Source organism: Streptococcus gordonii, from assembly GCF_001553855.1.
GTDB classification, from domain to species: Bacteria; Bacillota; Bacilli; order Lactobacillales; family Streptococcaceae; genus Streptococcus; species Streptococcus gordonii.
Window position 1 is genome coordinate 171,055 of record NZ_LQWV01000001.1, and the last position, 15,569, is coordinate 186,623.

Consider the following 15,569-nt stretch of genomic DNA (forward strand, 5'->3'; position numbering starts at 1 on the left):
TTAATCTAATAAAATTATAACGTTTTCATAATGATTGTCAAGAAAGACTCCTAGCTTAGCATCTAATAATTTGCTATTTTTTGAAGGACTAGCTTCACGTAAAAGGGTTTTGATCTTTTGTATTACTTCACCACTAGCTCCATCTGCATTCTTTTTAGATTCCTTACAGAAAAAAGCCGAGATAAGAATCTCAGCTTTTTTATTCTTCTGTAACAAATTGACTCAAAATCCCATTGATAAACTTACTTGATTTTTCATCTGAGAATTTTTTCGCCAGCTCAATAGCCTCGTTAACTGCAACAAGCTGTGGTGTCTCGTCATATTCTAGTAGCTCATACAAACCTAAACGCAGAATATTTTTCTCTACCAGAGTCAAACGATCCAAGGTCCAACCAGCCTTCAAATACTGAGTAATCTTATCATCGAGCTCACTTTTGGATTGCATAACGCCATTAACTAGATTAAGCAAGAAGATTGGAAGTTCAACTTGTTCCTCTTCTTCCTTATCATGTAGATAAGCAAAGCGACAAGCTTCAACTATATCTCCATCATACTCCAGACTCATCAATGCCTGAAATGCGCGCTCACGTAAATCACGTCTTGAGTCTACCATTACCTTACTCATTGAGGAAATCCTCGTCAAATAAATCAGCCATATCTGGTTTTGGAGATTTTTCTGGAACAATACCTGCAACATGGACATTAACAGCCGACAAACTTACATCTGCCATATCATGGACAGCACTTTTCACAGCCTTTTGAATAGCCATAGCAACGGTAGGAACCCCTACACCATATTCCAAGTAAAGATAAATATCCACTGTCACATCGCCATTATCCGCAGTATGAAGATAGACCCCACGACTCAAAGAACGCTTAGCTAAGCTATCTGACATACTCTTGTTTGCAAAAGAGTGAACTCCGTCTACTTTTGCAGTTGCAATCGCAATGATTTTTTCCAAAACGCGTGGCGCAATAACAATTTCACCTAATTGTTCAGTTGCCATAGTGATTACCTCTTCTATATTATGCGCGAGAAACGTAAGTTCCTTCTGCAGTGTTGATGATCAATTTTTGTCCAACTTCAATAAAGTCTGGAACGTTAACGACAAGACCAGTTTCAAGAGTAGCTGGTTTACCAGAACCAGTTACAGTAGCACCCTTGATTGATGGTTGAGTTTCAGTTACAACTAATTCAACAGTTGTTGGCACTGTCACACCAATCACTTCGCTTCCATAGAACTGGATTTTTACGTCAGAGTTTTCAAGGATGTATTTCAATTCATCTTCAACATTGACTACTGGGATTTCATATTGGTCATAGGTTTCAGTATTCATGAAGTAAGCAGTGTCATCCATTTGGTACAAGTATTGAGCTGGAACAGTTTCAATAATAGCTTGCTCAAATTTTTCTTCTGGACGGTAGCTTGTATCAAAAGTTGAACCAGTACGAACGTCACGCAATTTCATACGCATGATCGTATTTCCTTTACCTGGTTTATGGTGGCTTGCTTCCAAAACGCGGATCAATTTGCCATCAGCTGTTTCAAAAGTCATACCAGCTTTCAATTTACTTGCTTCAATCATGTGATTTTTACCTCTTTAATAAATAATTTACTCTTTATTGTACCATAAAGCCTGATAATTCTCAAATAACAATCAACTCCAATTGGTTGCAGTTACTAAATTTTCAGACTTGTTCACCATACCGTACACTTACTTCAGTCTACTGGAACGATATTTCCTTCTTCATCTTTCTTGACATGGACATATTTCCCATCCACCTCAATATAAAATGTTTTTTCCTTGCCTTGAGAAGACGAAACTTGTTGTTGGAGTTCTCCACCTAAGGCTTGGCCAAGGTTCATCCCCATCAAAAGATTCATGCCGTTTCCGCCTTCGTTTTTGGCTGCAGCAATCAAAGCCTCATTACGCGCCCTGCGTTCTTCAATTTCGATCGTGTTGTATTTCATAGCCACCAACTCACTATCAAGCTTTCGAACAGTCGCCATGCTATCTTCATCATAGCTTAGGTCTTCAAGGAGGACATTGGTTACTTCCAAGCCATATAAGCTCGTCCAAGTTTGATTGACCTCTTGTTTTGCAAGTTCATTAAAGACTTCTTGATTAGCATTGAGGCTATAGATATCTACGTGATTGTCAGCAGTATACTTTGCGATGGCAACCGCAATCTTTGGTGGCAGATTTTGGCGCAGGGTTCCTTTTGCTACATCTTGTAAGGTAAATGGTTGATCCACCGTAATCTGACGACTTACAGAACTAATATAAAAGAGAACTGGATCCGCAATTTTGACATCGTACAGCCCGTAAAATCTGATACTAAGCAGTTGTTGATAACGTTCACTAAAGTATTCAACAGGGTTTTGAGTTCCAAATTTATTACCTGTGAAAGGCTGGATCTTGAAATAAATAATTTCTTGTTGGGTCACAACTTGTCCGCCAAATGAGAAGCGATTCTTAAAGTTTTCCCAAGTTCCTTTGATCCCACCTTTTTCTAGTAACCAAGCATTGTCGCCAGCTTGCCATTCGTGACTACCAGCTTCCAAAAGTTCTCCCAGAAAAGTTCCATTGTTGACCAATAAAGCCACATAGCCTTGAGGAACAATTACCAAAGAGCCATCCGTTAAAAGACCGGTATTTTGATTGCCGTGTCGAGATTGACCATCAGGGTCTTTTGTCAACAAAACACCTTTAACTGCCAAGGCTTCTGACGGAACTGACTCAGGCAGAACAACCGCTTCTTTAAACTTGCTATCACGAAAGCTACTGATGCCCCCAGAAAGGGCTGCTTTAATAAATCCCATACTATCTCCTATTTATAAAATTCAATTTCATCGACAACATCATAGGTATCCAAGAGCCAATCCTGAGCTGTTCGTACCAAGGAAGCCTGACAGTATTCACACTTGGAAACAGATTCAATCGTCAGAGGAGCCCCACAGTTTGGACAGTGGTCACTAAGAATGTCAGTCTTCGTAACTTCTTCAGTCTTAGCATCATGCAGACGAATGAAGTTTAGGCGATAGACTGTAAATAAGTCCTTGGTTGGATCACCTTCGATAATCCGACCTGTTTCATCGTCCCTGATATAATCCCTCATAGTCGATGACAAGATCACTTCCAATCTATCATGTCCTTGCGGATTTGGATAGAAGTCCTTAATCTTAGAATTTTCTACTCGTACACGTTCCAAGACATTGGTCGTTTTCGCTCGAATATGCTCCTGTAGCTGAGTGCTGTGCTGGTCATAGAGACTCGGACTTTCTAAGCCACGAACCGAAGCCCAATCTTTCTCGGTCCAGGCAGATTGAAGTCGAAGGTAGATTACCTTCACCTGTGACAAGAAACGCTCTTCATCAAAGTTTGGATCCTGTTGTTTCAGTTGTCTAATCGCTTCGAGATTATTCTGAATCGGCTTGCCGGCTCTTTCCTCAGTCGTTCTTTTTAATTCATTATTTGAAGAACTAGTATCATCTGTACCTTTTACTAAGTTATATAGTAAACCAATAACTCCACTGATGACAACAACGGCAAAACTTCCCGAAGAACCCGAACCAGAGCTTGAGCTATAACTGCTCGAGCCACCAGACCAACTGTCTCCTCCAGACCAACTGCTTCCGCCACCCGAATCAATCAAGCTACTACCACCACTTTCAGAATTCCCCACACCAGCATCAACGGCAGGGGCTAAAAAGAAGAGCAGAACAAGAAAGATAGTCGCAAATACTAAAATACCTTTTTTCATAAGCCTCTTTTTATCCTTTAAAATGAATAGGGTAAGAAAAGATTTCTTAATCTAAATAACAATCAATTCTTTTGGCGCAAGGGTTAGGACTTCACAGCCTGTTTCTGTGATGATGAGATCGTCTTCAATACGGACACCGTATTTGCCGTCTAGATAAATACCCGGCTCATCCGTCAGGACCATACCGGCCTCAATCGGCTCTTCTGACTTGCCGAAGTAAGGAATCTCGTGGATATCCAGACCGATACCGTGGCCAATCCCGTGGCTAAAGTAAGGACCATATCCAGCATCGTTAATAATATGCCGCGGAATTCGGTCAAAATCAATCCGACTAAGCCCAGCCTTAGCAGCTTCTATCAGAGCTTGATTGCTGCGCAGGACAATATCATAAATCTCCCGCTCTTCGTCTGTCACCCGCCCCACATGAATTGTCCGTGTCATATCGCTGACATAGTGATTGTAGTAGCAGCCAAAGTCCATGGTCAGGGTTTCGCCATTTTGAATGACCTTTTCACTAGCCACACCGTGAGGCATAGCAGAGCGGTAGCCTGAAGCGATGATAAAGTCAAAAGAGGCACCTGAAGCACCTAGCTGACGCATCCGGGCATCTAAAAAGTTCATAACCGCCAGCTCAGTCGTCTCACCCGGCTTGATAAAGTCCAGTACATCTAGGAAGGCTTGATCTGAAATTTGGCAGGCCTTGCGAATGGTCGCGATTTCTTGCTCATCTTTAATCATGCGCAAATTCTCAATAAAACCAGTCATTGGTACTAGCTCATAGCCTGAGAAAAGACTTTCTAGCATCTTGAAATAAGCATAGGAAATCTCGTCATCAAAGCCAATTTTTTCCAGCTTGTCGTCCGCTATGATTTTAGCAATCTCACCAAGTGCGTCTCGCGTTTCAACAATATCAAATCCTTGAACTACTCCCTTGGCAATCAGTGTATAACGGGCATCCGTCAGGAAAATACGACGTGTCTTACTGATGAAAACTGTCGCCTCTGTTCCGCTAAAGCCAGTCAGATAGTATATATTTTTTAAATTGGTTACTAAGACAGCATCACATTCTGTCTGAGCCAATGCTGCTTCAAATTTTTCAACTCTTGATAACATTTCATACCTCCACAAAATAGTTAAGCATATTATATCAAAAAACAAATAAAAGAGAAGTATTTTTATCAAGCAATATTTCGGCCGTATTACTCAGAAATTCCACATAACAAAAATCCCTGCCAACATGCAGACGGCAAGGATTTATAAAATACTATTTTTGATGCAACTTCTCTTTCAGATACTGACCAGTATAGCTAGTTGGGTTTGCGGCGATCTCCTCTGGTGTACCAGTTGCAATAATCGTACCACCACCGACACCACCTTCTGGGCCTAAATCAATAATATGGTCAGCTGTCTTAATCACATCTAGATTGTGCTCAATAACTAAGACGGTATTTCCATCATCAACGAAACGATCCAGAACTTTTAGCAAGCGAGAGATATCCTCTGTATGAAGGCCAGTCGTCGGTTCATCCAAGATATAGAGCGACTTGCCGGTCGATCTCTTGTGAAGCTCACTAGCCAGCTTCATCCGCTGGGCTTCACCACCCGATAGAGTAGTCGCTGGCTGTCCTAAAGTAACATACCCTAGGCCCACATCTTTAATTGTTTGTAGCTTCCGATTGATCTTTGGAATATGTTTGAAGAAATCAACTGCATCATTGACTGTCATATCTAAGATTTGTGAGATATTTTTTTCCTTGTAGTGTACTTCTAAGGTCTCACTGTTGTAGCGTCTTCCATGACAAACTTCACAAGGAACATAAACATCTGGTAAGAAATGCATTTCGATTTTGATGATACCGTCACCCGAGCAAGCCTCACAACGGCCACCCTTCACGTTAAAACTAAAACGACCCTTCTTATAGCCACGAATCTTGGCTTCATTGGTTTGAGCAAAAAGATCCCGAATATCATCAAAAACTCCAGTGTAGGTGGCAGGGTTGGAGCGCGGTGTCCGACCAATTGGACTTTGATCAATATCGATTAAACGATCTATATAATCTACTCCAGAGATCGTTTTAAATTTTCCAGGCTTATCCGAATTACGATTGAGTCTTTGAGCCAAGGTCTTTTTTAGAATAGAGTTGACCAAGGTCGATTTGCCGGATCCCGAAACTCCCGTCACAGCGATAAACTTCCCAAGTGGGAAACGAGCTGTAATGTTCTGTAAATTATTTTCAGCCGCACCTGTAATTTCGATAAAACGCCCATTTCCTACACGACGTTCCAGTGGTACTGGAATTTCACGCTTGCCTGATAGGTACTGTCCAGTGATAGACTTCTTATTCTTAGCCACTTGTGCAGGAGTACCAGCTGCAACTATTTCACCACCAAAGACTCCTGCTCCTGGCCCGACATCAATCAGCCAGTCAGCCTCCCGCATGGTGTCCTCATCGTGCTCAACCACGATGAGGGTATTTCCTAGGTCACGCATCTTCTTAAGGCTGGCAATCAGGCGGTCATTGTCACGCTGGTGCAAGCCAATCGATGGTTCATCAAGAATATAAAGAACGCCACTCAAATTAGAACCAATCTGGGTCGCCAAGCGAATCCGCTGGCTTTCGCCTCCTGATAATGTACCAGCAGAACGAGATAGGGTCAAGTAATTAAGACCAACGTTATTGAGGAAGGTTAGCCGATCATGAATTTCTTTGAGAATAGGCCGAGCAATCGTAGCTTCGTTGTCTGTCAAGCTAAGCTTGTCCAACTGAAGCAAATGATCTGCAATGGACAAGTCTGAAATCTCACCAATATGCAAACCTGCTTCACCCCCAACCCTGACTGATAAGGCCTGAGGACTAAGACGATAGCCATGACACGCTACACAGGACAACTCATTCATATAGGTTCGCATCTGGGTCCGAGTATAGTCACTATTGGTCTCATGGTAGCGACGGTTGATATTGGTCACCACTCCCTCAAAAGGAATGTCAATATCTCGCACGCCTCCAAATTCATTTTCATAGTGGAAATGGAATTCTCGTCCATCTGAGCCAAAGAAAATCAATTGCTTTTCTTCTTCACTTAGCTCTTCAAAAGGTTTGTCCATATCAATGCCAAAGGAGGTCATCGCCTGTTCTAGCATCTGCGGATAGTAGTTGGAAGAGATCGGATTCCAGGGTGCCAGTGCACCTTCTCGTAAAGTCATACTAGAATCTGGCACCACAAGATCTAAGTCTACTTCTAGTTTTACTCCCAAGCCATCACAGTCCGGACAAGAGCCAAAGGGCGCATTGAAAGAGAAGAGACGTGGCTCAAGTTCTGGCACCGTAAAGCCACAAACCGGACAGGCATAATGCTCAGAAAAGAGCAGTTCTTTCCCATCCATGGTATCAATAACTACATAGCCCTCTGCAATCCGTAAAGCAGCTTCGACCGAATCAAAAAGACGACTTCTCACTCCCTCTTTGATGACAATTCTGTCTACCACAACCTCAATGTCATGTTGCTTGCTCTTTGATAGGTCAGGAACTTCTGTCACATCGTAAATTTCACCATCCACGCGCACTCGGACGTAGCCATCTTTCTGAATTTTATCAAAGACAGTCTTATGCTGGCCCTTTTTCTTGCGGATAACTGGCGCCAAAATCTGCAAGCGCTGGCGCTCTGGAAGCTCCAAGACTTGGTCTACAATCTGCTCAACAGAGGAAGCCGTAATAGCTCCGTGGCCGTTGACACAGTATGGCGTGCCAACACGGGCATAGAGCAAGCGCAAGTAGTCATTGATTTCAGTAACAGTTCCCACAGTTGAACGGGGATTTTTACTAGTCGTCTTTTGATCGATGGAAATAGCCGGGCTAAGACCATCAATTGAGTCCACATCCGGCTTTTCCATATTACCTAAGAACTGCCGAGCATAGGCCGACAAACTCTCAACATAGCGACGTTGCCCCTCAGCATAGAGAGTGTCAAAAGCCAGACTAGACTTACCTGAACCGGATAATCCTGTCACCACAACCAGCTTGTCTCTAGGAATTTCTACATCAATATTTTTTAGATTATGAGCTCGCGCTCCATGGATCACAATTTTATCTTGCATCTTAACCTCATTTCACTTTGAACATTCTCTATTATATCAAAATTTTCTCTATTCTTTTGCTCCAAAAATCGTGAATTTATAGTATAATAGTACGGTGTCTAAAAAAACAATCTGGAAAGGGAAAAGAGCATGAAACAAGTCTTTTTATCTACTACGACCGAATTCAAAGAGATTGACTCCCTCGAATCGGGTACTTGGATCAATCTTGTCAATCCTTCCCAGAGCGAATCAGTTGAAATTGCCAATGCTTTCGGTATTGATATCACCGACTTACGTGCGCCACTCGATGCGGAAGAAATGTCCCGGGTAACCATCGAAGATGACTATACTTTGATTATCGTGGACGTTCCCATCACTGAAGAAAGAAACAACAAGACCTATTATGTCACTATTCCGCTTGGTATCATTCTGACAGAGGATGCCATTATCACCACCTGTTTGGAAAAGCTCCCCTTGTTGGATATCTTCATCCACCGTCGCCTGCGCAACTTTTACACCTTTATGAAGTCACGCTTTATCTTTCAGATTCTCTATCGTAATGCCGAGCTATATCTGACAGCCCTACGTTCTATTGACCGCAAGAGCGAGCAGATTGAAAGCCAGCTACACCAGTCTACGCGAAACGAAGAGTTGATTGAACTCATGGAGTTGGAAAAAACCATTGTCTACTTCAAGGCCTCTCTCAAAACCAATGAGCGCGTGATTAAAAAGCTGACCAGCGCCACTAGCAATATCAAAAAATACCTAGAGGATGAAGACTTGCTAGAAGACACCTTGATTGAGACCCAGCAGGCCATTGAGATGGCAGACATTTATGGAAATATCCTGCGTGGGATGACAGACACCTTTGCGTCCATTATTTCCAATAACCAGAACAACATTATGAAAACTCTGGCCTTGGTAACGGTCGTTATGTCCATTCCAACTATGATTTTTTCTGCCTATGGTATGAACTTTAAAAATAACGATATCCCACTCAATGGCGAACCTCATGCCTTTTGGATCATCATGTTTATCGCCTTTGCTATCAGCGGTTCTCTCACCGTTTACCTCATGCACAAAAAACTATTTTAATTGATAGAAGGAAAGCCTATGTCACAAGTATCTATAGACAAACTTAGCAAGAAAAACCAAGAATTTATTCGCATTGCAACTCACCAGTTGATTGAAGCTGGGAAAACCGATGAGGAAATCAAAGTCCTCCTAGAAGATATTATTCCTACCATCCTTGAAAACCAATCCAAAGGAATCACTGCCCGTGGTCTCTACGGTTCCCCAACTGCCTGGGTTCAGCAATTAACCGCTGCAGAGAAAAAAGCAGCTGAAAATCCTGCACAAAATGACGATCCGCGCCTCATGATTTTGGATTCTGCTCTTTTAATTTTCGGGCTTTTATCTATTTTCCAAGGAGCAGTTAACTATTTTGCAAAAACACCGAATCCTTACGGATTTACTACCCTAGTTCTGGGTAGTTTAACAGGAGGTTTGGTTTTCTATTCACTCTACCATTTCATTTATCGCTACTATGAACCGGACCAAGAATACGGTACTAAACCACCTTTTTGGAAATCAGCCATTGTTATGAGTGGTGCTGTCCTACTTTGGTTGGTAGCCTTCACTCTTAGTGCTTTCCTACCAAGCTTCCTTAATCCGCAATTGCCAAACCTCCTTGTCATAATGATTGGTGGTCTTGCCCTAGTAGGACGCTGGTACCTCAAGAAAAAATTCAACATTAAAAGCGCCACAGCTAACCCGAGACGCTACTAATTTTTTGATTCCTAAGCAAACCAGCTTAGGAATTTTTTTATTTTCTTTTTTTCGAAAAATAAAGTACTAGGTCATCACTATTTTCACAAGGAGTATATGGGGCAAGGGCTTCATTGTTAAACCAAAGTCCAGAACCATCTGGAATATATCCTCTTTTAATATATAAGCGCTGTGCCGGCCCATATCCCTTATGTAATCCCACTCCCAAGGTAACCACATCTGAATATTTCAAGGCTTCTTGCTCTGCTTTTTCGATTAGAGCCGTGCCAATCCCCTGCCTTTGAAAGCTTTCAAAAACATTAAAATCAGTTAACTCCGGATAAAGACCTGCAAAAGGACCGTGATTTGCTGATGGAATGACTGTTATATAACCTGCCAAAAATCTGCCAACAAGAGCCACCAAAACTTGGCGTTCTCCCTCCTCTTGCTCAAGAAAATATTTGTGCAGAATATCTTTTCGCTCAGGCCATCCCTGCTCAACAAAAGCATTTGATAATCCTTCAATATCCTCAAAAAGCATCTTTCTGACGATTCGCTCTTCACCCATATCATACTCCTTATAACAGATTCTCATCTCATTTTAACACTTTAAAGAATAATAAAAAACCCCTGCAAAAGCAGGGATTTACTTGGTCTCCTTTTACGAAAGCCGTCCTTGATCGCTATGAATACATTCTTTAAGTGTTATCAAGTGTATAAGCTTCTCTCAACCATGTCCGACCAACTTTGCTAGAAAAGAAGCAAGTTAGTTTTTACCTTTTTGGTAGAGGTTTAGAAAATCTTGATAAGATTTTAAGAGATGATCTTTCTTATCGGATGAGTACGAACCATCTAGTTTGATATTAGTATAAAGATCGATTTCCCCTTCAGCAGCTAGAAGCTTTAGACTTTTTTCATAAGAATCATCGCCAGTTATCATTAAGCTCCATCCGGCACTAAATTTCTTTTCTATACCAGGCAATTCTTTACTTAATCTCAAACTCTTAATATTTAAATCCTCTCCTCCCTCGATGAGAGTAATATTCTGTGTTTTATTGGCCAAGACTAGTCCATAACGATTCAATTTATCATCCAGGTCAGTAGCTGAATAGATTGGTTGCTTCGAATGGGCTGTTAGAGGTCCGAAATAGCGATCAAGAGAAAAAGTCTGACCATTTTCAATATTCGTATAGAGAGTCTGGGTAAAGGAGCCACTACTTGAACTAGAATAGTAGCTTGCATTTGATCCACCTGGTAGATATACCTCAAAAGCAAAATAGAGTTGACTGTCTTGAGGATCTTGGTACAGTTGGTGACTCACTTTCCCTGGAATAGCTTGAGGATGTAGTTTTTGAGCCAATTGAAGTAGGTCATAATCTTTGTAAGTCCCTTCAGCTTGGTTTAGAAGGCTAATTTTTAGGTGGTTATTTTTGTTCTTATCTTTACTAAATTGCTGGTAACTATCGTAGTAAAAAGTTTTGTTGGGGTAATTCATCTCTTGCTGCAAGATATACTTGTCAGACAAGATGGCCAAATTAGGATTCTCGACCATATAGAGATTATCACCCAGCTTTTCTATCTTAAAAGTCGCATCCTTATCTGGCCTATTTTTACCAACCTCTTGCTGCTCAGTCTGACTTTGCTGAGAGTGTATAGTGTTTTTTTGTTTTTCAGCAACATAAGAAGCCAAAAATAGACCAATTGCAAATGCTAAAGTATAGCCACCAATATTCAAAAAGATTTTATTTTGAAATAGTTTTTTTATCTTTATAATGATCTGACTCACTTATCTTTCCTCCGGAACTTTTACTCGACGAAGCTGACCATCTATAAGGACATAGATAATTCGTCCCGATTTTATCATTTTATCAGGGGTTAAATTATGAAAATTATTTATCTTAAACTGCAGAGGAACTAAAGCCTGGTTGCCGTTTTGAACCATTACAGAAATTGACCCTGCCACAAGATTGTCATTAGTTTCGGCTTGACTAACCGTCATCTGTCCTACCTCAAGACTAAATATGGAGAAAATTCTATACAGAGGTCCCTGCTCCACAATCTCCTTAACGGTATTCATATACGTTTCAGACAAAGGGCTACCAGGGTTATATTGAAGCCAATTAATATATTGCGGGCCGGCTGGATTAGACCGCTTAGATTCATCAATAAGAGTGCTGACGTCTTTTACAGTTTTTAGTCCATAACGTCTGGTTTTATCGAAACTAACTTGATTTAGCATCGTATTGGTAGAGCTAAGATCAGTCAGGCTTCCTAAGGCACTTATGTGGTCATATAGATCGAAATGCTGCGTGTAAACCGGACCTTTTTTGAAGTCAACAGTAACTACTTCTTCACTATCGATATCAAGTCCAATTGGGACAATCCCTTCCGCCCAATTGATTTTTCCTTCCTCCTGTACCTTCTTTATAAACAAGTCATAAGGAAGTGGAGTTTCAGGACTTTTCTTCTGTTTTACGATTTGTTCTGCTTCATACTCTTGTTTCTTTTGAGCAGACCAAAAAGGAGCTTCTCCTGGATAATTAAAGAGTCTAGCAAAATCAGAGGCTTGTTGAGTGGAATCCTGGGTGTATTTAAACAATGGATAGATAGCGAAACTACCTTTCTTAGCCATTTCGAGGGCATGAGGATATTCTTGGTAAAGATTGATTAGGTCTCCACCCTGATATGGTCTCATCATGATAATTTTTTCTTGATTTTGCTTTTCTTGGTTATCATAGGAATTTGTGTCTTTTTTTGCATCAAGAATAAAGCTTAAGCTCTTTAAACGGTCAGCAAAAATAGGATTGCTTTGAGCAATTTTTAATTCACTATTATCGCTAGCAGTTAAGACTTCTTCTTGTGCAGCTCCTATGTAGTGAGCAATCCGACTCTTTGCCGTCTTTAAGTCAATAATCAGAGATGCTTTTTGAGGGCCACCATCAATCTCTTCCAGCGCTATTTCTATATAAGGAGCATCTGGAGACGAGTCAAGCACGTCTAATTTCGCGGTACTCTTAATGTTATATTTTTTCTTTTCTTTAAGAAGGAGGGCTCGTACATCGACCTTCTTTAATGACTGAATCCCTTCGTCCTCTTTGTAAATATCAATCTGATAAAAATATTCCGTGTTTTTTTTATCATAAAAAGCCTTCCCCTCGTCAGGATACGGATCCTCGGGGAGTTTGTAATTCTGAGCAACTAAATAGCCATCTTTCTCCTGGACTCTTCCAAACTTATCGATAGCTAGGGCAATATTTCCGATTTTCTGAAAGTCATTTACCTGACTAACACCTATTCGATATCGATCTTCTGACTCGGTCCGACTATGATTCTTGCTAACCACTTCCCTTTTTGCAGGTTCAGGACTAATCGTCGGATAATAGATCAGATAGGTTACTAGCGCTAGAAAAAAGAAACTAGATATTTTAATGATTTTTTTGAAAGGTGTTTGATCCATATTCGCTTCCCTAATAAAAATATAATAATACCATTCTATCATACTTTTCTTCCAGTTTTAGCAGAAATCTTACCAAAAAATGATATAATAGTGCATAATCTATCTTAAAGGAGTATAGGATGAAGAAGCTAGAGAATTTCTCTTGGCAAATGTGGCAAATTTATGCTTTAGCAGCGCTGGTCGTCTTTATTGTCGGTGGTGCTTGTTCTTTCTTTTTTGTAAAAGAAGCTACTTATGTAGTTAAAGAACGAAATTATGTTTATAAAGGGAAGAATCTGCGTCTAACGAATTATGTAACAATTGGAGAGAATGAGCCTGAATTCCCTATGATAGCCCTCTCTTTTAAGGAAGATGATGACGATCGGAGCTCATCTGTTTTTGCCGTAGGTCGGAAATATCTAGCAGTTCAAGATTCCAAGCAATATGATGGCACACTGAAAAAGAAGGATAAGGAAGAATACTTCCGAATTCGTTATTACCAACTAGGACAAGAAAAAGGAGAAGGTCAAACGATTGATGCCTTAAAGATTGTTCAAGATATGGGATATGTATCTATAAATGGCGAATTAGATAATCAGATGTATTCTGATGGAAAAAATGACTATGTAAAAATCCAAATAGACTACGATAACGAAATTTATATCAATCTGACTAATAAAAAGGCAACAAAAAAACGCCCCAAAGAGACGATCCAATTCGGCTATGGAGGAATCTATCGTGCACTCTCAGATCCATCATTTATTACTGAGGCATATAGTGATGACGAGAGTAATATACATAGTTACGGACCTTGGTTTAAGTATGAAAAAGACGATAAAGACTCAATTTCAACTGGCAATTCTTCCGACAAGAATCATAGTAGCAGTAATGTTAAAACGGAGGATAACATAACACTTGCAACACTTAAGAAGTATGGTTATTTATTAGTTTTAAAAGAAAATATGACCTTAGATGATAGTGAAACTCTGACAAAGATTTTATATCCTGATGCCTCCTATTTTCACTGGACCATTAGGAGTAGATATACAAAAACTGGCCGGGAAGAGTATGTAGAAACAGATCAAGAGTTCAAGCAAGTAATTAAGGAGGATGCTATTGAAAAAGATATTGAAGATTAATTCTGACAAGTGGAAAAGTATACTTGTCCTTGTGTGCTTTCTAGCACTCTTGTTCCTGTTTTTCTATAAGAATCTAGAGGCCAATCTCAAGGGTTTTTATGCTAATCGGAATTTCCCTGGAGAGATTAAGATTAACGGCTTTTCCTGGGCTGAAGAAAGAACGGGCATTGATGTTAATTTTACTTATACTGAAAAAATTAACGGCAAGAACATTTCTCTGCCCTTGAAAAAATCCGTACGCTTTAAACAATTAATCATGCCTTATTATGACAAAATAGATTTATCTGATAGATACAACTCTATATCTGAGTTAGGGACGGCTTATGATGAATCTATCAGAGTTTATTTACCAATGATTGAAAAAATGCTGGAAATCAATCCCGAACGGACCAAGTTGGAAGAGTCTTTAACAAGAAAATTAAATCAAGCTCCAGATCTAAGTGGAGCATCAGCTAAGTTAAGAAGCACCCTATCTGATCAAGCTAATTTTGTTAGAGGTGAAACTTGGTATAGCGATCGCATTGAAAATGCTACTAAAAATAAACATTCTATCCTTGAGGAATTGTACGATTTTTCATTAAATCATGCCTTGTCGCAAGGAGCTGTCTATGTCCAAATTATCTTGCCCAAAGGAGTCGACAGAGAAGATATCCACCTAAGAGACCAAATCCAACAGTTGTTAGAACAATTAAGCCTGCCAGATGGAGCCTACGTCTTAGGGACGATTGATGAAGCAGGAGGCGATTTTGTCGTCGTTGAGCAAGGAAAAATTAGAGAAAGGAGATAGGGATGTCAGAGAATAAAGAAAGGGTTAAAGTAAGTTTCCCTTGGCAAATCGGACTATTAGTTGCACTTTACTTAGTTATTGCTAGTATGCCTTTTTTACACGATAAAACATCACAAATTTATCTATTCCAAAATAACAATCCTATTTTTGGTGGAAAAGAATTTGCAGATCTGAACAATTCCTATTTTAAGAATTCCTTTATTTTTCTATCTGTTCTTCCTGCCCTAGCCGTTTTATTGAAATTCATTTTAAAAAACAAAGGCTATCCTTTTCTAGCAAGTTTACAATCTTTTCTATTTTTTATAGCTAGTTTTGTCTTAATGGTTTACACAATGTTCTCCATCACCATACAAAGAGATATTTATAAGCTTGATTGGGGATATTACTTCTGCCAAATAATTTTTCTAATTTTTATCTTTAATGATCTAAGCTTTCTAAGAGCATGGATAAAAAAGATACCATCACCTTAATTGCAAAGAATAAAAGAAAAAGAACCATTTATGAACCGTATAGAAAACTATATTCTGTTCATAAGGGGTTCTTTTTTGATGGTCACACCTAGTCTGCTTGTCCAAGAAATATAGCAACTTTACTTACTA

The 15,569-nt window shown here is 40.0% G+C and carries 16 protein-coding genes; 5 read left to right on the top strand and 11 right to left on the bottom strand.

Annotation, left to right across the window (positions count from 1 at the left end; all coding sequences use genetic code 11):
* The 8 genes from AWH02_RS00760 to uvrA form a co-directional block, all read right to left on the bottom strand.
* On the bottom strand, positions 1-216 hold the full coding sequence (locus tag AWH02_RS00760; protein ID WP_060553837.1) for a hypothetical protein: 216 nt from the start codon (positions 214-216) through the stop codon (positions 1-3).
* Complete coding sequence (gene nusB, locus AWH02_RS00765) at positions 200-625, bottom strand: transcription antitermination factor NusB (protein WP_045504424.1); 426 nt, start codon at positions 623-625, stop codon at positions 200-202. The genes AWH02_RS00760 and nusB overlap by 17 nt, the downstream gene beginning before the upstream one ends.
* Positions 618-1,007, bottom strand: a complete 390-nt coding sequence (locus tag AWH02_RS00770; protein WP_008809845.1) for an Asp23/Gls24 family envelope stress response protein — start codon at positions 1,005-1,007, stop codon at positions 618-620. Before AWH02_RS00770 ends, nusB begins: the two co-directional genes overlap by 8 nt.
* Before the next feature lie 19 nt (positions 1,008-1,026).
* Entirely contained in the window at positions 1,027-1,587 is a 561-nt protein-coding gene (gene efp, locus AWH02_RS00775; RefSeq protein ID WP_009754238.1) for an elongation factor P, read from the bottom strand.
* 134 nt (positions 1,588-1,721) lie between these two features.
* Entirely contained in the window at positions 1,722-2,825 is a 1,104-nt protein-coding gene (locus AWH02_RS00780) for an SPFH domain-containing protein (protein ID WP_060553836.1), read from the bottom strand.
* 8 nt (positions 2,826-2,833) lie between these two features.
* Positions 2,834-3,766, bottom strand: coding sequence for a Tim44 domain-containing protein (locus AWH02_RS00785; protein ID WP_060553835.1), 933 nt, complete (start codon positions 3,764-3,766; stop codon positions 2,834-2,836).
* Positions 3,767-3,817: 51 nt separating this feature from the next.
* On the bottom strand, positions 3,818-4,879 hold the full coding sequence (locus AWH02_RS00790) for a M24 family metallopeptidase (protein ID WP_060553834.1): 1,062 nt from the start codon (positions 4,877-4,879) through the stop codon (positions 3,818-3,820).
* Between the two features lie 151 nt (positions 4,880-5,030).
* The gene (uvrA, locus tag AWH02_RS00795; protein WP_060553833.1) at positions 5,031-7,862 is read right to left on the bottom strand and encodes an excinuclease ABC subunit UvrA; all 2,832 of its coding nucleotides are present in this window, start codon (positions 7,860-7,862) and stop codon (positions 5,031-5,033) included.
* Between the two features lie 129 nt (positions 7,863-7,991).
* Between uvrA and AWH02_RS00800 the strand changes: the two genes are divergently transcribed.
* Both AWH02_RS00800 and AWH02_RS00805 read left to right on the top strand, forming a co-directional pair.
* On the top strand, positions 7,992-8,936 hold the full coding sequence (locus AWH02_RS00800; RefSeq protein WP_008809852.1) for a magnesium transporter CorA family protein: 945 nt from the start codon (positions 7,992-7,994) through the stop codon (positions 8,934-8,936).
* Positions 8,937-8,954: 18 nt separating this feature from the next.
* Positions 8,955-9,629 (top strand): DUF1129 domain-containing protein, encoded by a 675-nt coding sequence (locus AWH02_RS00805; protein ID WP_060553832.1) that lies wholly within the window; start codon positions 8,955-8,957, stop codon positions 9,627-9,629.
* Positions 9,630-9,666: 37 nt separating this feature from the next.
* On the opposite strand, the gene AWH02_RS00810 is transcribed toward AWH02_RS00805, so the two are convergent.
* The 3 genes from AWH02_RS00810 to AWH02_RS00820 form a co-directional block, all read right to left on the bottom strand.
* Positions 9,667-10,176: a GNAT family N-acetyltransferase gene (locus AWH02_RS00810; RefSeq protein WP_060553831.1), complete on the bottom strand. Its 510-nt coding sequence runs from the start codon at positions 10,174-10,176 to the stop codon at positions 9,667-9,669.
* A 198-nt stretch (positions 10,177-10,374) separates the two neighbouring features.
* Positions 10,375-11,394 carry a hypothetical protein gene (locus AWH02_RS00815; RefSeq protein WP_060553830.1) on the bottom strand — a complete coding sequence of 340 codons (1,020 nt, stop codon included), beginning with the start codon at positions 11,392-11,394 and terminating at the stop codon, positions 10,375-10,377.
* The gene (locus tag AWH02_RS00820; protein ID WP_081041940.1) at positions 11,395-13,107 is read right to left on the bottom strand and encodes a hypothetical protein; all 1,713 of its coding nucleotides are present in this window, start codon (positions 13,105-13,107) and stop codon (positions 11,395-11,397) included.
* 77 nt (positions 13,108-13,184) lie between these two features.
* Here AWH02_RS00820 and AWH02_RS00825 point away from each other — a divergent pair, with 77 nt between their 5' ends.
* The 3 genes from AWH02_RS00825 to AWH02_RS00835 are packed head-to-tail and all read left to right on the top strand — an operon-like array spanning position 13,185 to position 15,440.
* Positions 13,185-14,183, top strand: coding sequence for a hypothetical protein (locus AWH02_RS00825; RefSeq protein WP_060553829.1), 999 nt, complete (start codon positions 13,185-13,187; stop codon positions 14,181-14,183).
* Positions 14,155-14,970 carry a hypothetical protein gene (locus tag AWH02_RS00830; protein WP_060553828.1) on the top strand — a complete coding sequence of 272 codons (816 nt, stop codon included), beginning with the start codon at positions 14,155-14,157 and terminating at the stop codon, positions 14,968-14,970. The genes AWH02_RS00825 and AWH02_RS00830 overlap by 29 nt, the downstream gene beginning before the upstream one ends.
* Before the next feature lie 2 nt (positions 14,971-14,972).
* Positions 14,973-15,440, top strand: coding sequence for a hypothetical protein (locus tag AWH02_RS00835; protein WP_045504434.1), 468 nt, complete (start codon positions 14,973-14,975; stop codon positions 15,438-15,440).
* Positions 15,441-15,569 lie beyond the last annotated feature (129 nt).